We start from the raw sequence: 20,235 nt of genomic DNA on the forward strand, positions 1-20,235 counted from the left end.
TCATTTAATCTTGTAAAATCATTCATTTCGCGATAAATTAAGTTGAAGCGAGGCGTTAAGATGGGAAAAAAAGCAACAATAAAAAAAATTGATAAAACACAACTTTATTTTATTTTAAAAGGGATTGTAGTGGGGTTGTTTACTGGTATCGTCGTCAGTCTTTTTCGGTTGGCCATTGAAAAATTAGGCATACTCACGCAACACTTCTATGAATTGACACAAAGAGAACCGATTTACTTGATCCTTGGTGCAGTCGTAAGCATCATTGTTACATTACTGGTAGGGTTATTGATCAAAAGTGATCCGGATATCAAAGGTAGCGGGATTCCTCAAGTCGAAGGTCAATTGCAAGGTGAACTAACGATTTCCTGGTTTTCTGTTTTATGGAAGAAATTTGTTGGCGGGATACTTTCTGTTGGTTCTGGTTTGTTCTTAGGTAGAGAAGGCCCTTCTATACAGTTAGGTGCAGTGGTCGGTCAAGGAACAAGTCAACTCTTCCACAGTGTCTCCTCCGAACAGAAGATTCTGATTTCTAGTGGTGCAAGTGCGGGGCTTGCAGCTGCATTCAATGCACCGATTGCCGGTCTGCTATTCGTTTTAGAAGAAATCCACCATTCTTTTTCTCCATTAGTCTGGTTGACTTCATTTGCATCAGCGGTAACGGCAAATTTTGTTTCTCTTTATTTTTTTGGACTAAAACCAGTTTTATCTCTAGGAGAATTACCTTCTTTGCCTTTAAAATACTATGGTTCTCTGATTGTTTTAGGAATCTTTTTAGGCGTATTGGGTTTTGTCTATCAACGGGTACTACTCAGCTTGCCCCGTATGTATGAAAAAGTACCTTTGCCTTCTTATTGGCATGGACTCGTTCCATTCTTACTTATTTTACCGATTGGCTATTTTTGGCCGACGATCTTAGGTGGCGGAAATCAAATCATTATCTCATTAGGTCATTCATCTTTACCTTTGATGATGATTTTTGGACTGTTTATCCTTCGATTTGTTTTTTCAATGGTCTCTTACGGTGCCAGTCTGCCTGGAGGAATATTTTTACCGATTCTTACTTTAGGCGCTTTATTAGGGAGTATTTACGGAACTATCTTGGTGCACACATTTGGAATGGACCCTATTTATATCAAAGATTTCATCGTTATTGCAATGGCTGGCTATTTTGCAGCGATCGGTAAAGCTCCGTTGACTGCCGTTATTTTGGTAACCGAGATGGTTGGCTCCTTGAATCATCTGATGCCCCTTGGATTAGTGGCTCTAGTCGCTTATATCATCAATGACCTATTAGGCGGAAATCCGATCTATGAATCGTTGCTTGAACGATTGCTTGCTCATAAACATCCTCCAGTCCTAATGGGGAAAACAACCTTTGAGTTTCCTATTACAGCAGAAAGCTTACTAGACGGCTTGATGGTTCGTGATTTCAATTGGCCGCAGGACATGTTGCTTGTTTCGATCATTCGAGGAAAAAACGAACTATTGACCCACGGAGATACGATCATGCAAATGGGAGATATTTTAGTCATTTTGACAGATGAATCACATCTTTCTTCAGTCAAAAAAGAAATTGCTAAGCGTTCGTATCACCCTGCGCTGAAACAATCTTTTTAAAATAAGTCATCAGGATAGAATCGATCAGTTTGAAAAGAGCAGAAGATCTTGACAATTGCTTCTTAAACTTTTCAAGCTCCCGGTTTATTTTTCGAAAAACATAGTTGAAAAAAAGGTCAAGACAAAAGTCGTTTAGGTTTGAGAAATTGGAGAGAAAGATTGGGACAGAAGTGTTTCTTACTTTTGTCCCACGTTTTTTATGCTTCTTTAAGGTTCCATCCACGAAAAGGCATCCAATTGTAACGTCATCGTAAAGACTGGAGAACTTTTCGACACCGAATTCGAAGTCAATGTGCCACCATATCCAAAAGTCGTTGCAGACGAATAATTAGTCAATCCATCTGTGGTCAATTTTCCTTCCTTATTTGCTAAAGTAAATAAGTGGATGGGGCTACCAAAATTGATCAGTGTGCCGTTTGAAATCAGGGTCTCATCTGTTGTTGCTGCGGGTGATCTCAGAGTCAAAGCAGAGATATCAGCAATCGACTCGTTATTTGTTTGAACAAAATTGGTGATCGAAACATCTATCGGACGACTGGAATTATTCGTAATATTATAAGTTGGCGATTGGATCTTTTTTTGACCATTGACATTATAGAAAATCGTCGCAGTATCCACCGCCACATTGAGCCAATCTTCACTGCTTTCGTTGATTTCTTCCATCCGTTCACGGTCTATTCCTAATGATCCATTCACTTGGATATCCGCATGTTCTTTCTCGTTGATTTCTTCCGCTTGAGTGACTACCGGCACAGTGCCTCCGATAAAACTGCCTACTAATAATAAACGAATCAACAGTCTTTTCATCCACTTATCCTCCCTATTCGATTGTTAAATTGACTCCTGCGGCAACTTGTCCCTTTTTTTCTTTCGTAATCGGATCATAGAGACTAAACAATGCAACAGATGGATATTCCCCTTTTTTCAACTTTTGTCCCAAAGTCACTTCTTTTACTTCATAACCAGGTTCAATTGCTCCAGTAGTATAAATAAGTCGGTCGGTTGCTTTCTCCCGAATCTCCACATTGATAGGGTAACTATTTTTGCTTGGGTTTTTGATCTTCAAATTTCCTTTTAACGTTTGTTCACAGAATTTTGCTTCTGGCGAAATAACCAAATTGAATTTGCTTTTATCCAGTGCCGATTGCGCAAGTTTTGTCATTTCTTTATCGGATATTTTTTGCGCATCTTTTTGTTCAGGTAAAAACTCACCGCTTACAACAGCCACTTTTTCTGTTTTTCCCTGAACATGATGCTGAGAAATGAACCAAGTAACAGCCAGTAGAATTGTGACGAACAAAATACCGACAACGTACTTCTTGCGATTATTTTCCAACCTTTCCATCATGATTGTCCTCCTCACTATACAATGAACAACGTGGCAATCTCATACTTTCCAACATATTTGAATTTAGACGTACTTATATACTAAAGATAATTATATTTTCCACGAAAATGAATCGTCATTTTCTAATTGAGTTCATCTTTACTGGTTGCTTTCAATGTAAAGATTTCTCTTCTCAATCACTCTCATCAAATTATAACATTTATTCATTTTTCGAACTAAAAGGAACGGTTTCATTTTCTCCACTAAGTTTTATGTTCTTGTTTATTACGAAAAAATATCAAGATTCCAAATAGCATTTTCGGCTATATTTATAGACATACTACGTATTCACGAAGATTTTCTCAGCAATATAGATAATTTTAAATTTTTCAAAATTGAGAAATTCATCATTATTGGCCAACGCTCTTTATTAATTTTTGATTACAAATAAATGGTACTATACACATTTAAAGCCGTCAAAGATTTGCACAAAAAAACTACTTGATTTCCTCAATAAAGGAGACCAAGTAGTTACTAGAACTGATCTTAAGCTTTTGCTAATTCGGGTGTTTTTCTCAATAGACCATAGATCACACCGGAAACAACTGCACCGATAGCAATAAATACAAGATACATGATTGGTTGACTTACTAGGAAAACAACGAAGATACCTCCATGTGGTGCAAGTAATTTAATTCCCAATGCACCAACTAAGCCACCAGTTAGGGCTGAACCAATAATGAAACTTGGAATAGCACGAATAGGGTCAGCGGCTGCAAAAGGTATAGAACCTTCTGTAACAAAGGATAGCCCCATGATGATGTTTGTCAAACCAGCATCTTGATCTGTTTTGCTAAATTTATTTTTGAATAGACGTGTTGCTACGAAAATAGCTAATGGTGGAACCATACCACCTGCCATCACAGATGCCATGACTACACTTCCGCCAGTTGCAACAGTTGTAGCTAAAGTCGCTGTACCAAATACATACGCTGCTTTATTGATTGGTCCACCAAGATCGGCTGCCATCATTCCAGCTAGCAAAGCACCAAGTAGTGCGGCATTTGAACCACTCATGCCAGTCAAAAAGCTATTCAATGCATCATTGATCGCCTTCATAGGGACATTGACCAGCAACATCAAGAATCCGGTAATCAATAAACCAAAGACTGGGTAAAATAGGATCGTTTTAATCCCATCCAATGATTTTGGCAAATTCTTGAACACCTTACGTAAGAACACGATCACATAACCTGCGATGAAACCACCGATCAACGCACCTAAGAATCCTGCACCACCAGTATTTGCTAAAGCACCAGCTGCAAACCCAACAACCAATCCTGGACGATCACCAATACTTGAAGCAATGAATCCCGCTAAGACTGGTAACATGAAGCCAAATGCAGCTTGTCCAATTTGGTTGAACCAACTAGCTAATTGGTTATAATTCCCTAAGTTTGCTAATTGGTCTTGAGGAACACCCATGAATTGGTCGATCATAAATGAAAGAGCAATTGCGATCCCGCCTCCAATAACAAATGGTAACATGTGAGAAACACCATTCATCAGATCTTTATAGATTCTTTGACCGATTGTTCCATCGGCATTTCCTTCATCTGAAGCACCATCTTTTCCTTCTCCATGGAAAACTGGGGCAGTATCGTTGGTTGCCAATTGGATCAATTCTTCTGGCTTACGGATACCATCACTGACTGGTCGATTGACTAATTTTTTCCCATCGAAACGATCTATTTCAACTTTTTTATCTGCAGCGACGATAACTCCATCTGCTCGGGCAATATCCTCTGCTGTCAAACGATTCTTGATTCCTTCAGAACCATTTGTTTCAACTTTGATGTCAACGCCCATTTCTTTTGCTTTCTTCTTAAGAGAATCTTCTGCCATATACGTATGGGCGATTCCCGTTGGACACGCAGTTACCGCAACGACATATTTCTTTTTAGGATCTAAACTTTTTTCTGTTGCTTGTTCATCTTTTTCGGCTTTTTCTTCTGCTTGTTTTTGTTCTTCTGCTGTTTGGAATAATTCTTGAACAGCTTCTGGTGTCTTCGCCTGCTTTAATTTGCCGACAAAATCTGGGTCGATCAAGAGACGAGACAATGCTGCTAGCGCTTGTAAATGAGTATCATTTGCTCCTTCTGGTGCAGCAATCATGAAAAACAAATACGTTGGTTGACCATCTAATGATTCATAGTCAACACCTTTGTTGCTTTTTGCAAATAAAACAGTTGCTTCTTTGACAGCTGCATTTTTTGCGTGAGGCATTGCAATACCATCACCTAAACCAGTTGATGTTTGTGCTTCACGTGCTAAAATACCGTCTTTGTAGGTTTTAATATCTGAAATACGACCTGCTTCATACATTTTTTGGACCATTTCATCAATTGCGCCTTTTTTATCAGTCGCTTGTAGGTCCATGATCATTGCATCTTTGATCATCAAATCTTTAATATTCATGATAAGCCTCCTAGAAATCAATCAATTTTTTTAATTTCAACCTCTGGTATTAATTCATCGATCAATGCCTTTGTTGCTAAGTCATCAGAGAATGCTGTAGCACTTCCGCATGCTACTCCCCATTTGAATGCTTCAACTGGATCTTGATCTTTGCTGTAAGATCCAATAAAACCAGCAATCATTGAATCTCCTGCTCCTACCGAGTTTTTCAACGGACGTACTAAAACATTCGACTGATACGCACCATCTTTTGTGAAGAGTAAAGCACCATCACCGGCCATAGAGATCAATACGTTTTGAGCACCTTCTTCAAGTAATTTTTTTCCATATGGAAGGATATCCTCGATACTCTTAAATTCTGTGTGATATAGTTCAGCTAATTCATGATTGTTCGGCTTGATTAGTAATGGTCTTTTTGCTAAAGCATCTTTAAGATCATCACCTGTTGTATCAATCACAAATTCTGCTTCTTTTCCACGGATAACCTCAATTAATTCTTGGTAAAATCCGTTTCTTAAACTTGCTGGTGTGCTACCTGACAAAACAACGATATCGCCTTTTTTTACGTTATTCATCGCTTGTTTTAAATCTTCAATTTCTTTTTCAGAAAGAACTGGTCCTAACCCATTGATTTCCGTTTCAGTATCCGATTTCAATTTGATATTGATTCGTGTATCAGATTGGACGTTGGTAAAGGCTGTATTGATTTGCTCTTCCTTTAACCATTCAGAAATAAAATGACCGGTAAATCCACCTAAAAATCCAAGAGCGGTCGATTCTGTGTCCATCCTTTTCAGGATCCTTGATACGTTGATACCTTTCCCACCAGGTAGTTTGAAGTCTTCTTTCATTCGATTCAAATCACCTAGTTTCAATCCATCAACTTTTACAATAAAGTCAATTGACGGGTTCAATGTTACTGTGTAAATCATTGTATAGCCTCCTTAATTGTTGTCCGTTCACGATATTGTTCCGCATATTCTGATGGACAACACTCGGTTACGATCGTAGCTGCTTCTAAAGGTGCGACAAAAGTGAAACTTAATTGATTGAATTTCGATTGATCGACTAAGACAAAACTTTCTTCCGAATGTGCGATTGCTAGACGTTTTACCGCGGCTTCTTCTGGGTCAGGCGTCGTAAAACCACGCTCAACATGGACACCATTCATCCCCATGAACGCTTTATTGAAATGAAAGTCTTTTAATTGCTCGATCACGCTAGAGCCTAATACTGCATTCGTTGATAACTTGATCATGCCTCCTAGAATGATCGTAGGAAGTTGTAAGTCAACTAGACTTGCAGCATGTTTGACTGAATTGGTGACAATAGTAATTTTTTTCCCCTGTAGATAAGGAATCATTTCCAATGTCGTTGAACCAGCATCCAAGTAGATTACGTCTTCGTCATTGATCAATTCTGCCGCGATTTGGGCAATTTTATGTTTTTCGTGAACGTTTTTGAGCGTTTTTTCGCTCATTGCTTGTTCAAAGCCTAAAAGCTGTCCTTTTTTTGCACCACCATGGATACGTTCAAGAAGCCCATCATTTTCTAAGTCCTTTAAATCGCGTCTGATTGTTGATTCGGAAGCATTTAGAAGATTTACTAGATCCTGTGACTTCACGATCTTATGTTGATCCAATAAATGAAGTATTTTCTGTCTCCGTTCCTCTGTAAGCATTTCCACGATCACCTCATGACAAATAGTAGCATATTATTTTTATAAATTCAATACAAAACATTCAAAAACACTCAAAAATATTCTCTTGCAACCATAAACGAATCATTTCATTCAAAATTCACCCTATATATCAAAAAAGCGATAAATGACAGAAGCTTGAATACGTCCACGTAAGTTCGAATACCACAAGTTTTTGTGTGCTTCGACGTTCTGTTATTTATCACTTATTTAACTATCACTATCGGTCAACCATCTGGTTATTGATTAGACTTTTTCTTTTTGTTTACTTATTTTAATTTTATGAAGGGTATAATAATAAAAGCCCAGTCCGCTAAGCATGACTAAAAATCCCAAAATTGAACGTATCGGTATTCTTGGAATCAAAAAAATGAGTAAAGCAAGTAATGCTGTAGGTAGCATGATGCGATAGTATAAACGTTTGTCCATTTTTTCCACCTCAACTTTTTTGTGCTGTCGCTAACTGTTCTAACTTCGGATAATCTAAGATCTCTACTCTCAAATGATGGATATCTTTCTTTACGTCAAAAGCCAATCTACCTCTTCGTTTTCTAAATCTTTTGAACTTGATATCGGATAATTCCTCACGTATCTCATCCAGGGGCACATTTTTTAAAATATCACTTGGGACATAAAGTCGTAAAATCAATAGATATTCTTGATACTTTTCATCCTCTACCGCTACTTCCAAGTACTCTCGGATATAATAACAATAAGCTTGAATACCGTTATCTAGTGTAATGCTCGGATCGATTACTTTGTAAGACATCATTTGCGCACGTTGCTCATCCACCCAAGGAAAGTAAGCTTGAGTATTCAATGCACCTTTTATCCTCTTTTCTCTATATTCATCTTTTTCAAAATCATAGCTTCTAGTAACAAAAAAGGTAGCTTTCTTCTTGGGGGCAGGCTGCATCATTCTATTTTGATATTGAACAGATTGAACACTTTTGTCTGTATAGGCATATTCTATAAAAGGAGTTTTTAATAACCCTATGCCATTGTCCCACGCTAAATGATCAAATCCCAACTGATCGCGATAGTAAGCTTGAAATTGCTGATTGACTTCAGCTTTCCAATTGAAGGGGTCGCGATATAGCTGTACAGCAACTACCTGATTCTCATACTCTTTGACCCATTCCACTTGTTGCACATCCAAGAAGATTTGTTTGGGAATCACACGATAATAGTAGGAACTGTAATACATTTCCCAGCAAGAAGTAAAACACAACCCTTGGTAAGATAGGTCATATCCAGAAAATTGATTACAGTCAACGATAATTTCTCCATCTGCCCGTTTGATTTTTGGTAATAGACGAATTTCTTCTTTCGTTTCAATGAGCAAACGTTCATCTATATCTGTGGTATTGTTGTACACGAATTCATCGTAAGATCTTATATACGCAAAAACACCATGCTGAAACATCTTTGTTCTGATATAATCTCGTATGACAGCAGCATGCTTATCCATCAGTTGCTTTTGAAAAATATTTTTCATCACTATTTCTTGTCCGTCAAAATGAATGCTGAATTCATTTCCGTCATTTCCTATGATGAACCAGCCAAAATCCAGTGGCCCCTCCTGAAATAACACTTGTTGGAATCTCTTCAATTCGAATGGTCTCATTCCTTGATGAGAAGATTGGAAATAGGACGGCGTAATCAACAATCGAATAAACGCAAGCCAATCCTCAATTTGATTTTTCTTCTCAAATTGATTCAATTCGGTCAGTTGGATCGTCATTAATAATTTATTCTCTTCCATACCTTTCTCACCTCTTTCAAATTATTTTATAATTAAATTATAACCAAATATAAGAAAAAACTAAAATTTAAAGTCTTGACTGCATTTACAAATATTCCATGGTAGAATGAAGCTATAAATTCTCAAACGAGGTGGACAAAATGGGCTTAAAATTTGAACGCACCGATAATCTTGATAAATTATTCGAATCATTTGCGGTTGATCCAGAAAAAACAGTTGCTTCTAAGGAAGAAATCGATCGCTTCTTAAAACCAAAAGATGATTTAAAAAAAGACAAGAAAAAGAAATAAAAAAAGACTTGTAGTAAATTTGAATTTCTCCAATCTTTGGAGTGTCAAATCACTACAAGTCTTTTTAACTTTTTTATTCTGCAATTACCGCTTCAATAGCCTGCCACGCTTCTTCTTTTCCTTGCTTCGTTACAGAAGAAAACAAAATAAATTGATCGTTATGATCAAAATCAAGTACTTTCTTTATTTCACTTTCGTGTTTATTCCATTTTCCTCTAGGGATTTTATCTGCTTTTGTAGCTACTACGATAACTGGAATATCATAATACTTCAAAAATTCGTACATTTGGATATCTTCTTGTGAAGGTCTGTGGCGTAAATCAACTAACGAGACAACCGCACGCAATTGCTGCCTAGTTGTGATATAGGTTTCGATCATCTCCCCCCATTTCGCACGTTCTGTTTTTGATACTTTCGCATACCCATAACCTGGAACGTCAACAAAGTGCAACGCATTTTCAATCAAGTAAAAATTCAGTGTTTGTGTCTTACCAGGCTTGCCTGAAGTACGTGCCAAATTTTTGCGATCGATCAATGTATTGATAAATGATGACTTCCCCACATTTGATCTTCCAGCCAAAGCGATTTCAGGTAAATCTGTTTCTGGATATTGTTTTGGTGCGACCGCACTGATCACGATATCCGCTTGATGTACTTTCATAACTCTTCTCTCCTTAAACACTACTAACCATCAGTCAAACTGGTTGTATCATTCGATGTTTGACCAACAGCTTTTTAAACTGCCTTTTTGCTTTTTCTATTTGCTCCTTCGATACTAAAGAAAGAGCTGCCGCAAAAGCGATAAACGACTTTCGCAACAGCCTAAAGTTTTAGCCAGCTTTTTTCTCAGAATCTTTGTAGACAATCGTTGGCTCACCAGTAAGTTCAGCAGCTTCTTTTGTGATGATCACTTTTTCGATTGCTTCATTTGATGGAATATCAAACATCACATCCATCATGATTTCTTCGATGATCGAACGCAAGCCGCGCGCACCGGTATTTCTGTCGATTGCTTTTTTCGCAATTGCTTCTAGTGCATCTGGTTCAAATTCCAACTCAGTATCATCTAAGGATAGCAATTTTTGATATTGTTTGACTAATGCATTTTTTGGTTCAGTCAAGATGCGAACAAGATCGGCAGCGGTTAATTTTTCCAAAGCCGCCATTACTGGTAAGCGTCCGATGAATTCAGGAATCAACCCAAACTTAAGCAAATCTTCTGGAATGATGTGTTGCATTACACTTTCATCCTCTGACAATTTCTGATTATTCGTACCAAATCCGATCGTTTTTTCACCCATACGGTTTTTGACGATTGTTTCGATACCATCGAAAGCACCACCTACGATGAATAATACATTCGTAGTATCAATCTGGATAAATTCTTGATGAGGATGTTTACGTCCTCCTTGAGGCGGAACGCTCGCTACTGTACCTTCAAGAATTTTTAGTAAAGCTTGTTGTACTCCTTCACCCGAAACATCACGAGTGATTGAGACATTTTCACTTTTACGCGCGATTTTATCGATTTCATCAATGTAGATGATCCCTTTTTCCGCACGCTCAACGTTATAATCAGCTGATTGCAATAACTTCAACAAGATATTTTCTACATCTTCTCCGACATATCCCGCTTCTGTTAGACTTGTAGCATCCGCAATCGCAAAAGGAACATTCAATGTCTTCGCTAACGTTTGTGCTAAAAATGTTTTCCCTGATCCAGTAGGACCGATCAAACAGATATTACTCTTTTGTAGTTCTACTTCATCAGCATCATCTTGCGCTTGTTGGTTGACGCGTTTGTAATGATTGTACACAGCTACAGCTAATGATCGTTTTGCACGATCCTGACCAATCACGTAACTATTTAAAACATCTAAAATTTCTGCTGGTTTCGGTACTTCTGTAAACTCACGTACAGCTTCTTCATAAAATTCTTCATCAATGATTTCTTTACATAGGTCGATACATTCATTACAGATGTAGACCCCTGGACCTGCTACGATTTTTTTTACTTCTTCTTGTGTCTTTCCGCAAAAAGAACAACGTACGGTCTCGTTACCACTTGGATTATCATACATGGTCTTCACCCCTTAACTCACACTTGAACATGCAAGAAACTATCACAGACTTTACAGTCTTTTACTATCATAACATAATTTAAATAAAAGCAAAAGTACAAAACAATCTACATAATCCCCAAGAAAGGGAAAAAGAGACAGGCTATGATCATAGCCTGTCTGCTTTCGATTTTCATCTAGCAAAAATTATTCTGCTTCAGTTGCTGTACCAGTGATCAAATCGATTGCTTTTTTCATTGTTACATCGTGTTCTAACATATCATCTGTCAATACACGTTTGATTTGGTCGATCGGCATGTTGTAAGAATCAGCCAATTCTTGGATTTCTGCATTGATTTCTTCTTCAGTTGCTTCTAAGTTTTCAGCTTTAGCGATTGCTTCGATCACAAGGTTTGTTTTTGTACGAGTTTCCGCTTCGCCTTCAAATTGTTTATGCAAGTCTTCTTCAGTAGAACCAGTTAATTGATAGTACATTTCTGGTGAGATTCCTTGACGTTGCATATTGTTCAAGAATTCGTCCATTGAACGGTGTACTTCATCGTGGACCATTACGTGTGGAAGGTCAACGATTTCTGCATTTTCAACAGCTAAACGGATAGCAGCTTCGTCTTTTGCATCATCTGCTGCTTTTTCTTTTGCTTCAGTTAATTCTTTAAGGTATTTTTCTTTTAGTTCAGCCAATGTAGATACTTCATCATCCACATCTTTTGCGAATTCATCGTCTAATTCAGGAACTTCTTTTGATTTTACTTCATGAACAGTCACTTTGAAGACTGCTTCTTTTCCAGCTAGATCTTCTGCTTGATAATCTTCTGGGAATGTCACAGTTACATCTAGGCTTTCTCCTGATTTTTTACCAACAAGTTGTTCTTCAAATCCAGGAATGAATGAGCCAGAGCCTAATTCAAGTGAGTAGTTTTCACCTTTTCCACCGTCAAAAGCTTCGCCATCAACGAAACCTTCAAAATCGATCACTACTGTATCGCCATCTTCTGCTGCAGCGTCTTCTTTGATCACTAATTCAGCTTGTGCTTCTTGTTCGCGTTTGATACGTTCTTCAAGGTCTGCTTCTGTTACTTCACGGTCTTGTTTTTCAACGACTAAGTCTTTATATTGACCTAATTTCACTTCAGGTTTCACTGTTACTTCAGCAGTGATCACCCAGTCTTGGCCTTTTTCCATACTTTCAACATCGATTTGAGGTTGAGATACAGGGTCGATTCCAGCTTCTTTAACAGCAGCTTCATAAGCTTCTGGTAAAACAGCATTCAATGCATCTTCATAAAGTGCTTCTTCACCATACATACGATTAAATACTTGACGAGAAACTTTTCCTTTACGGAATCCTGGTACATTCAAGTTTCCTTTAACTTTATTAAACGCAGTTGTTAGTCCTTTTTGGATTTCATCTTGCGCAATCGTAAATTTTAAAACACCATCATTTGTGCCTTTTTTTTCAAATGTTGCAGTCATTTAATTCCCTCCGAGTTTAGAAATTCATTTTATACATCAAAAACGTTTCATGCATACCTTTAAATAGTACACTAACCCTCTCAAATTGTAAACATATTGAGTGACTAGAATCCCCGTTTTTCATGACTTTTTTATCTTTTTAGTATCTGATCCCCTCTTGTAAGATCATCATTTCTTTCAAAATATCCGCTCTTTTATTCATGAATTCTGCTATTTCTACTTCTGTGTAGTCCGCAGGTAGGTCGTTGCGGTATACTGCTACAGTTAAGTCGAACCAGCTGTTGGGATCATTGATATATGTATCATAGATCGGATAAACGAGCGCAGATTGCATAGCAAACTCTTCTTTCAAAACTGTACTTAAAAATGCATCTTGGTTCTCAAATTCTTCTGCTAATCGACGAAGTTCTTGATAAGCAGGTTGGTTTTCCGGCGTAGGCAGTGACTTAGGAATGAATTGGACTAATGTTTCGTCGATTGTCAAATACGAAATAGGATGACACTCTTTCACTTGGGTCAGTGATTCGAGCATCTTCGCTCTCGCCAATAACTGGACTTCAGGCATAATGATCAATTTTGTTACTACCTGAACAAATTCATGGTAGGGTAACTCTTCGATTTTTTGGATCATCAATAACTGTTCAGTCGGTGCCATTGTGGGTAATAGCTCTGCCAAACGGTGGATTTCTCGAATATTTTGCCGTTCCACTTGGCTAGAAAATTGCTCCGCTTGTTGGACTTTATTGATAATAGATTGTTCAAATTCTTCTGGGAAAGTACAACTTGCAATCAATTTGCGGACATACAAAAAATCATTGTTTGCGATCAATAAATCAAAATAAAATCCAGCAAATTCTTCACTTGCCAGATATTCACTTTCATGAAGCACTGCTTGACTCAACGCTTCTTGTTTTTCATCAAGTTCAAATAGACAAAAGACTAGCAGACTATTTGCCTCAAAGTTAGGTTCTAGGTCATATGCCCGTAATAATAGTTCTTTCGCCTGTGTGTACCGATGGTCTGCTAAGGCTTGTTGCGCAATACGCATCAGATTTTCATATTTATCTGGAAAATCAATTTGGTCCACTTCTTCCTCCTCCTTTCAGTTCATCGCTTTCAATAGTAGCAAATAAAAAAAATCATGACAATATTTTTTGTATTATCACGATTTTTTTATGTTATGCATGCACTTCTTGGTTGAAAGCCTTGATCAAATTGATCGTTACAACACTCGTATTTGAGAAGTAATCACCAATATGCTGTTTTCTCTTGCTAAAGATAACTGGCAGATAACCTATAAACAACAATGGAAATTTTAGTATGAATCGGCATGCACCTTCTCTAACCAAAACAGTCGACCAACTTAATTCTGTCTCGTCAAAACCAACTACACGAATACCAAAAATCATTTTGCCGATCGTTTGTCCATGGTTCAGTTTCGTCAATAAAACAAAATAAGCTAAATAAATAACCAATGCCGCTCCACCATAGAAACTTAGGTAAGAATTTGCATAATCGATCCAACCAAGATTCAAAGCGATACCTAATGTCAATCGAGTAATTGAACCTATACATAACAAATCAATCAAAAAGGCACCAAGCCTTACCCAAAACCCAGCATAAAAATACTTTGGGAAATCATTGACTTTTGGAACTTCTGGTCGTTCTTTTGTATACCGTTGCCAATTTTTCTGTTTCGTCTCAATTTCACTTTCCGTCAAAGGACGTTCTTTAAAAGATTGGAGAATTTTTTGAGAGAAATTAGGATCAGGTCCAACAGCTGGACGGTCATGATGTTCTTGCTCAGATTTTGTTTGATCCTCTTCTAAATGTTCAGACATTCTTACTCACCTCCGTAATAATACATTGCTTTTGGAGATTCCGCTGTCCCAAGATTTTCAAGAAGTGTCAATATCTGGTTGGTTTCTGAAGCTTTTAATCCTTGGAACTGAGCTAATTTAGAACCTAGCCACGTATTAGCAAAACCAGTAGAACTAGCGGAATATTCAACTAACTGTGCATTTTCTAGTTTTTGTTCTTTACGCATTGCTTTTAGTGCGTCCTCTGGATAAGCAATCTCATCGACTAACCCAATTTCTTTCGCTTGTGCCCCATCATAGATACGGCCGTCAGCAATCTGTTTCACTTCAGCTTCTGTTTTGTGTCTTCCTTCGCTGACTACCTTCACAAACCGATTATAAGCACTATCGATGTACGCTTGAAGTACTTTTTGGTCTTCTTTCGTTGTTGGTCTAGTACTTGACCCCATATCTTTTAGCGCACCACTCTTCACAGTTGTATCTTTTACTCCGAGCTTTTCCAATAATCCTGAATAATTCAAACCAGACATGATTACTCCAATCGATCCAGTAACCGTTTCGTCTGTTGCAAAGATTTTGTCTGCTTGCGCAGAGATGTAATAGCCACCACTGGCTGCTGTATTTTTCATACTCACATACATCGGGATTTTTCGCTCTGTATGAATATCTTTCAATGTCTTAGCAATTTCGGCGCTTTCATAAACGCCTCCTCCTGGAGAATTCACTTCTAAAAAGATTCCCTTTACACTCTTGTCTTCTTGAATTGCTTTTAATTGTTCCATAAAGTTTTCATGATTGTATCCTTCTGATGCAAACAGTCCCGATGAACCACCACTGGCTATCGTGCCATCAACAGTCAATTTCACGATTTTTTCTGTACTATCCCCATCTTCAAGCACAGTTGGAGTCAATTCATCATTTCCATAAAGCAAACTATTCAAGCCAGTCATTTGTGTTTCTTCTTTCTCTTTCGTAGTTAAACTTGACGAGACTAATGAGATGACCAACAACCCAGTAGCAATCAAAACGGCGATCCAACGCTTTTTATTCATACGACTTCTCTCCTAATATAAATTTTTGATGACGATCACTTTTTCTTTTTTCTCTTCAGCATTCATTTTCTCTGCTTTTTCTTCTAATGCATAACCAATGAATTTTTCTTTTGTCAATTCATCTTCTACTGCAAAACGTTGTGCATCCTCCACCGCTAACGCGTCAGGAGAGATTTCTTGGATACTATCCCAACCTGTATCCAAAAAGATTTTCGTTTCATCAGTGATCTCACTTATTTTTTCAAGTTCGGCTAAACGTTGTTTTAACTGACCCAATGTCATGATTTCTATTTGCGCTTCCATTTTTATCCTCCTTTTGTTTCTTAAATATTATTGTACCGAACTATTCAAAAAGATGATAGCTAAAATTAGGAATTTTACCAGTTGCTCCAACCATATATATACCAATTATATTTTTTTGCTTATCCATTGACAAAACCAACATAAAAAAGTTATTATTTTAGATGTTTCCAGAAAAAAATATTAAAAGGTGGTACGAATAGACCATTAACGGAATAGCGCCTGATCTGTAGCGACAGATGACGAGGAAGAGGTTTATCGAAATTTCGGCGGGTGACCTCAGGGAATGCACTCTATAGGATATTCAAAAAAACTATCTGTGAAGATAGAACAAAGAAATATCCATGCAGCTGGAAACTTTCTTAATGAGATTATTATAGAAAGTAGGATGTTTTTTTATGTGTGGAATTGTTGGAATGATAGGTTTAGAAAATGTAACTCCTGGTTTGATCAACGGACTTGAAAAATTAGAATACCGCGGCTACGACTCAGCTGGTATCTTTATTGCAAATGATGAAGCAGATTACTTGATCAAGGCGCAGGGCAGAATCCAAAATCTAAAGGATAAACTAACAGATGAAATGATCGGCTCCATCGGTATCGGTCATACAAGATGGGCAACTCATGGTGAACCGACTGAAAAAAATGCACATCCGCATACTTCACAAACAGGTCGTTTCGTTCTTGTCCATAACGGTGTGATCGAAAATTTTGAAGAAGTAAAAACAAATTATTTAGCAAACGATACTTTTGTTGGAGAAACAGATACAGAGATTGTTGCTCATTTGATCGAATTTTTTGCAGATCAAGGATGGCCTACAAAAGTTGCGTTCACTAAAGCATTACAATTGATCAAAGGTTCTTATGCTTTTGCATTGATAGACAGAACTCTTCCTAACACGATCTTCGTAGCAAAAAATAAAAGCCCTTTATTGATTGGCTTAGGGGATGGATTCAATGTAGTTGCTAGCGACGCAATGGCAATGCTTTCTTATACTAGAGAGTTTGTCGAAATCGAAGATGGTGAAGTAGTCATCGTAACAAAAGACAATATATCTATCCAAACAATTGACGGTATTTCTGTGGATCGCCCTTCTTTCGAGGCACAGATCGATGCAACAGACATCGAAAAAGGCACATATCCTTACTATATGCTGAAAGAAATCGATGAACAGCCCATCGTGATGAGAAAAATCATCCAAGCATATACGAACCAACAGCATCAAATTATGATGGATGAAAAAATGTTAGCTACCGCGAAAGAAAGTGATCGGATTTTCATCGTAGCTTGCGGAACGAGCTATCATGCGGGCCTAGCAGGTAAGCCAATACTCGAAAAATTGACGAATATTCCTGTAGAAGTCCACTTAGCTAGTGAATTTGGTTATTCGATGCCTTTACTTTCGGAAAAACCATTTTTTGTTTTCTTAAGCCAAAGTGGTGAAACAGCCGACAGTCGTCAGGTTTTAGTTAAAATCAATGAACTAGGACACCCTACACTGACGATCACAAACGTTCCAGGTTCAACTTTATCAAGAGAAGCTTCTTTCACTCTTCTATTACATGCGGGACCTGAAATCGCTGTTGCATCAACCAAAGCCTATACAGCACAAATTGCTGTACTTGCACTGTTAGCGAAGGCCATTGGTGAAACAAAACAATTAAAAAATGCACAAACATTCGATATTAGCCATGAACTTGGTATTGTAGCAAATGCCATGGAAGAGATCATCACACAAAAAGATGAACTGCATCAACTTGCTACAGAGTATTTGACAGATACTCGAAATGCGTTTTATATCGGACGCGGAGCTGATTACGCTGTTTCACTGGAAGCTGCTTTGAAATTAAAGGAAATCAGCTATATCCAAGCGGAAGGATTTGCAGCCGGTGAATTAAAACACGGAACGATCGCTTTGATCGAAGAAGGAACACCAGTGATTGGGATCATTAGTGAGGCGGTTACTGGATCACATACAAGAGGCAATTTGAGAGAAGTAGAAAGCCGTGGAGCGAAAACATTAGTGATTGCGGCAAAGGGACTTGAAATGGAACAAGACCAACTCGTTCTTCCTGTAGTCCATCCATTATTGACACCATTGGCTACAGTTATCCCTACTCAATTAATTGCCTATTATGCCACACTTCTAAGAGGATTAGACGTTGATAAACCACGTAATCTCGCAAAATCAGTAACAGTAGAATGACAAAAAACAGTCGAGGCAGAAGTATTTCACTCCGAACATCAGGACGGATTCACAGAAATCACTTTTCGAAATTTTGTGAATCGTGACTTATTTTTCCCAACAACATGCTTCTGCCTTACTGTTTATACGTATACAGATTCTGAGATAAAAAGTATTACTTACTTTTGTCCCAGAATCTTTTTTATTTTCTCCGTTTCCTTATATAAAACAAACACAAACTAATTGCTGTTATACCCACGCCACTCATCTTTATAAGTGAATTCTTTTGTGTGCCAGTTAATGGTAGAGTTTTAACACTATCTTTGGTCAATATTTTACTGATTTTTTGTATTACCTCTGCAGTTAGATCAAGCGAATGATCTACGGGGCGATTCTTCCCTTGATTTATCATCCCCGTTTGTTCTTTCTCCATTTTGTTACCAGAAGCATCTACTGTTGAGTTGCCTATATTCTCTTTTTGCGGAGGTCGAGGCACGCTTAGAGAAGGTTTTTCTTCTTTCGGCTTTTCTTCTACTATTGGAGGAAGGGTTGTTCCTTTGGTCGTGATGAGCAATGCTTTAGATGCCACCGATACATTTCCAGCACGATCACAGGCGGTTATTGTATAATAATATTTTGTTTTTTCAGATAAATTCGTATCTGTATAGGATAAGGTATCGCCTGGAAGACTACCAACCAAAATACTATTTCGATACACTTGGTAACTTCTAATGCCACTCTCATCACTGGAAGCTCCCCAAAGTAAGGTCACTTTATTTTCTTTCACGACTGTCGCCCTTACATTCATCGGTGTCGTAGGCGGCTTGTGATCAACGATTTTCTTCGTTCTTACATTGATTCTATTACTTGCTTCCGACTGGTTCCCTGCTGCATCAAAAGACCGTACCTCATATGTATATTCAGTGTCTTCCGTCAACCCAGTATCTGTAAACTGTTCTCCTTGAACCTCTTGGACCAACTGTTTATCCCGATAAACACGATAGCCGGCTACACCGATGTTATCTGTGGATGCCTCCCACGACAAACTCACCTTATCTGTTCTCACATTCTCCACTTTTAGATTCAGAGGTATCGTAGGCGCTTCGTCATCCACTGCTGGTACACTCGTTCGTGCAAAGACTTCATTACTTGCTTCCGACTGGTTCCCTGCTGCATCAAAAGACCGTACCTCATATGTATATTCAGTGTCTTCCGTCAACCCAGTATCTGTAAACTGTTCTCCTTGAACCTCTTGGACCAACTGTTTATCCCGATAAACACGATAGTCGGCTACACCGATGTTATCTGTGGATGCCTCCCACGACAAACTCACCTTATCAGAAGTAACACTTTCCACCAGTAATTTTTGTGGAATCGATGGACTCTCCAGATCCAACCAAGCGGCTTGAACATTATCAAATTTAGCTTCGCCATTGCCACTCGAAGCAAAGCGAATGACATAAGTATTCTCATCTGTTGGTGTTGTAAAAATAAATTCATGTTGTTTCCAAGCGATGTCATAATGCTTTTCTTCCTTCAGTGGATGGTATCCTTGGTCATGATTCAACGTGCCAAACTCGACAATCGCTGGAAAATCAGGATCACCAATCACGTAATACGCAAATCGATACGTAGAATTTGGTTTTAACTGAACATATTGGAGGATATTTTCACCATTCGTTGCTTTTACATATTGATTGCCGTTACTATCCACTACCAGAGATGGGTTGTTTTCTCCAGGACTTGAAACGATCCAATCCTTCAATCCTTCATTGAATTCTCCATTCTTGATGATCACCTCTTTAACTGATCCTTGCGGAGAAATGGCAACTGCTACAAAAGGTTTTATAAAAAGAAGTAGTATTGCAAATAAAGGCAGGTATTTCCTTATAGATTTCATCTTATCACTTTCCTTTCCTGAGAGTATTATCGCTGTTAGTTTAATACATCTAGTTTTTTTTGAAACACTATTTTTCTTATATAAAGAAAATAAAGTTGTCACATAACAGTTGTCTGCATTAGAGCACAGTACTTTGGAAATTATCCTATCCAACTAACTTTTCTATAACCTGGAAAGATGATCTAAAGAAATCGTGAAGGAGTTAACTTGTATGATTGGTTTTTGTGCCTCCTGGTGATTTTAA

18 protein-coding genes are annotated in these 20,235 nt (G+C 37.9%); 3 read left to right on the forward strand and 15 right to left on the reverse strand.

Translation table 11 applies throughout. The features are described 5' to 3' along the window. The first annotated feature begins 60 nt into the window (after window positions 1-60). Complete coding sequence (locus IGI47_RS08975) at window positions 61-1,620, forward strand: ClC family H(+)/Cl(-) exchange transporter (RefSeq protein ID WP_438783991.1); 1,560 nt, start codon at window positions 61-63, stop codon at window positions 1,618-1,620. Between the two features lie 207 nt (window positions 1,621-1,827). Here the strand turns inward: IGI47_RS08975 and IGI47_RS08980 are convergent, their stop codons facing one another. The 7 genes from IGI47_RS08980 to IGI47_RS09010 all read right to left on the reverse strand — a co-directional run bounded on the left by IGI47_RS08980 (window position 1,828) and on the right by IGI47_RS09010 (window position 8,889). Next, window positions 1,828-2,427, reverse strand: coding sequence for a hypothetical protein (locus IGI47_RS08980; RefSeq protein ID WP_438783993.1), 600 nt, complete (start codon window positions 2,425-2,427; stop codon window positions 1,828-1,830). Window positions 2,428-2,440: 13 nt separating this feature from the next. Next, on the reverse strand, window positions 2,441-2,965 hold the full coding sequence (locus tag IGI47_RS08985; protein ID WP_438784459.1) for a hypothetical protein: 525 nt from the start codon (window positions 2,963-2,965) through the stop codon (window positions 2,441-2,443). 528 nt (window positions 2,966-3,493) lie between these two features. Then, a complete protein-coding gene (locus IGI47_RS08990; RefSeq protein WP_438783994.1) occupies window positions 3,494-5,425 on the reverse strand; it encodes a PTS fructose transporter subunit IIABC in 1,932 nt (643 codons plus the stop codon). Window positions 5,426-5,442: 17 nt separating this feature from the next. Beyond that, window positions 5,443-6,357 carry a 1-phosphofructokinase gene (gene pfkB / locus IGI47_RS08995; RefSeq protein ID WP_438783995.1) on the reverse strand — a complete coding sequence of 305 codons (915 nt, stop codon included), beginning with the start codon at window positions 6,355-6,357 and terminating at the stop codon, window positions 5,443-5,445. Continuing rightward, window positions 6,354-7,106 (reverse strand): DeoR/GlpR family DNA-binding transcription regulator, encoded by a 753-nt coding sequence (locus IGI47_RS09000; protein WP_438783997.1) that lies wholly within the window; start codon window positions 7,104-7,106, stop codon window positions 6,354-6,356. Before IGI47_RS09000 ends, pfkB begins: the two co-directional genes overlap by 4 nt. Window positions 7,107-7,370: 264 nt before the next feature. Beyond that, window positions 7,371-7,553: a hypothetical protein gene (locus tag IGI47_RS09005; RefSeq protein WP_311930964.1), complete on the reverse strand. Its 183-nt coding sequence runs from the start codon at window positions 7,551-7,553 to the stop codon at window positions 7,371-7,373. A 10-nt stretch (window positions 7,554-7,563) separates the two neighbouring features. Further along, a complete protein-coding gene (locus tag IGI47_RS09010; RefSeq protein WP_438783998.1) occupies window positions 7,564-8,889 on the reverse strand; it encodes a hypothetical protein in 1,326 nt (441 codons plus the stop codon). A 140-nt stretch (window positions 8,890-9,029) separates the two neighbouring features. Between IGI47_RS09010 and IGI47_RS09015 the strand changes: the two genes are divergently transcribed. Continuing rightward, window positions 9,030-9,179, forward strand: a complete 150-nt coding sequence (locus IGI47_RS09015) for an SPJ_0845 family protein (protein ID WP_005879995.1) — start codon at window positions 9,030-9,032, stop codon at window positions 9,177-9,179. Window positions 9,180-9,252: 73 nt separating this feature from the next. On the opposite strand, the gene yihA is transcribed toward IGI47_RS09015, so the two are convergent. From yihA to IGI47_RS09050, 7 genes are all read right to left on the reverse strand, one after another. After that, window positions 9,253-9,840 (reverse strand): ribosome biogenesis GTP-binding protein YihA/YsxC, encoded by a 588-nt coding sequence (gene yihA, locus IGI47_RS09020; protein WP_438783999.1) that lies wholly within the window; start codon window positions 9,838-9,840, stop codon window positions 9,253-9,255. A 169-nt stretch (window positions 9,841-10,009) separates the two neighbouring features. After that, the gene (clpX, locus tag IGI47_RS09025; protein ID WP_005879999.1) at window positions 10,010-11,260 is read right to left on the reverse strand and encodes an ATP-dependent Clp protease ATP-binding subunit ClpX; all 1,251 of its coding nucleotides are present in this window, start codon (window positions 11,258-11,260) and stop codon (window positions 10,010-10,012) included. Window positions 11,261-11,446: 186 nt separating this feature from the next. Then, a complete protein-coding gene (gene tig / locus IGI47_RS09030; RefSeq protein WP_005880001.1) occupies window positions 11,447-12,733 on the reverse strand; it encodes a trigger factor in 1,287 nt (428 codons plus the stop codon). 139 nt (window positions 12,734-12,872) lie between these two features. Beyond that, window positions 12,873-13,820, reverse strand: a complete 948-nt coding sequence (locus IGI47_RS09035) for a hypothetical protein (protein WP_438784000.1) — start codon at window positions 13,818-13,820, stop codon at window positions 12,873-12,875. A 91-nt stretch (window positions 13,821-13,911) separates the two neighbouring features. Beyond that, window positions 13,912-14,574 carry an RDD family protein gene (locus tag IGI47_RS09040; protein WP_438784001.1) on the reverse strand — a complete coding sequence of 221 codons (663 nt, stop codon included), beginning with the start codon at window positions 14,572-14,574 and terminating at the stop codon, window positions 13,912-13,914. A gap of 2 nt (window positions 14,575-14,576) precedes the next feature. Beyond that, window positions 14,577-15,605, reverse strand: coding sequence for a signal peptide peptidase SppA (sppA, locus tag IGI47_RS09045; protein WP_438784002.1), 1,029 nt, complete (start codon window positions 15,603-15,605; stop codon window positions 14,577-14,579). 12 nt (window positions 15,606-15,617) lie between these two features. Then, complete coding sequence (locus tag IGI47_RS09050) at window positions 15,618-15,908, reverse strand: hypothetical protein (RefSeq protein WP_311930958.1); 291 nt, start codon at window positions 15,906-15,908, stop codon at window positions 15,618-15,620. A 395-nt stretch (window positions 15,909-16,303) separates the two neighbouring features. On the opposite strand from IGI47_RS09050, the gene glmS reads away from it, so the two are divergent. Beyond that, window positions 16,304-18,112, forward strand: coding sequence for a glutamine--fructose-6-phosphate transaminase (isomerizing) (gene glmS, locus IGI47_RS09055; RefSeq protein ID WP_438784003.1), 1,809 nt, complete (start codon window positions 16,304-16,306; stop codon window positions 18,110-18,112). 181 nt (window positions 18,113-18,293) lie between these two features. Here the strand turns inward: glmS and IGI47_RS09060 are convergent, their stop codons facing one another. Further along, on the reverse strand, window positions 18,294-19,991 hold the full coding sequence (locus IGI47_RS09060) for a fibronectin type III domain-containing protein (protein ID WP_438784004.1): 1,698 nt from the start codon (window positions 19,989-19,991) through the stop codon (window positions 18,294-18,296). Window positions 19,992-20,235: the final 244 nt, after the last annotated feature.

The organism is Enterococcus sp. AZ191, assembly GCF_051713845.1.
In the GTDB taxonomy this organism is placed as follows: Bacteria; Bacillota; Bacilli; order Lactobacillales; family Enterococcaceae; genus Enterococcus_B; species Enterococcus_B durans.

Excerpts from the sequence above, each read along its gene's own strand:
- IGI47_RS08975 (WP_438783991.1), top strand. The coding sequence starts at position 61 with ATGGGAAAAAAAGCAACAATAAAAAAAATTGATAAAACACAACTTTAT.
- IGI47_RS08980 (WP_438783993.1), bottom strand. The coding sequence starts at position 2,427 with ATGAAAAGACTGTTGATTCGTTTATTATTAGTAGGCAGTTTTATCGGA.
- IGI47_RS08985 (WP_438784459.1), bottom strand. The coding sequence starts at position 2,965 with ATGGAAAGGTTGGAAAATAATCGCAAGAAGTACGTTGTCGGTATTTTG.
- IGI47_RS08990 (WP_438783994.1), bottom strand. The coding sequence starts at position 5,425 with ATGAATATTAAAGATTTGATGATCAAAGATGCAATGATCATGGACCTA.
- pfkB (WP_438783995.1), bottom strand. The coding sequence starts at position 6,357 with ATGATTTACACAGTAACATTGAACCCGTCAATTGACTTTATTGTAAAA.
- IGI47_RS09000 (WP_438783997.1), bottom strand. The coding sequence starts at position 7,106 with ATGCTTACAGAGGAACGGAGACAGAAAATACTTCATTTATTGGATCAA.
- IGI47_RS09005 (WP_311930964.1), bottom strand. The coding sequence starts at position 7,553 with ATGGACAAACGTTTATACTATCGCATCATGCTACCTACAGCATTACTT.
- IGI47_RS09010 (WP_438783998.1), bottom strand. The coding sequence starts at position 8,889 with ATGGAAGAGAATAAATTATTAATGACGATCCAACTGACCGAATTGAAT.
- IGI47_RS09015 (WP_005879995.1), top strand. The coding sequence starts at position 9,030 with ATGGGCTTAAAATTTGAACGCACCGATAATCTTGATAAATTATTCGAA.
- yihA (WP_438783999.1), bottom strand. The coding sequence starts at position 9,840 with ATGAAAGTACATCAAGCGGATATCGTGATCAGTGCGGTCGCACCAAAA.
- clpX (WP_005879999.1), bottom strand. The coding sequence starts at position 11,260 with ATGTATGATAATCCAAGTGGTAACGAGACCGTACGTTGTTCTTTTTGC.
- tig (WP_005880001.1), bottom strand. The coding sequence starts at position 12,733 with ATGACTGCAACATTTGAAAAAAAAGGCACAAATGATGGTGTTTTAAAA.
- IGI47_RS09040 (WP_438784001.1), bottom strand. The coding sequence starts at position 14,574 with ATGTCTGAACATTTAGAAGAGGATCAAACAAAATCTGAGCAAGAACAT.
- sppA (WP_438784002.1), bottom strand. The coding sequence starts at position 15,605 with ATGAATAAAAAGCGTTGGATCGCCGTTTTGATTGCTACTGGGTTGTTG.
- IGI47_RS09050 (WP_311930958.1), bottom strand. The coding sequence starts at position 15,908 with ATGGAAGCGCAAATAGAAATCATGACATTGGGTCAGTTAAAACAACGT.
- glmS (WP_438784003.1), top strand. The coding sequence starts at position 16,304 with ATGTGTGGAATTGTTGGAATGATAGGTTTAGAAAATGTAACTCCTGGT.
- IGI47_RS09060 (WP_438784004.1), bottom strand. The coding sequence starts at position 19,991 with ATGAAATCTATAAGGAAATACCTGCCTTTATTTGCAATACTACTTCTT.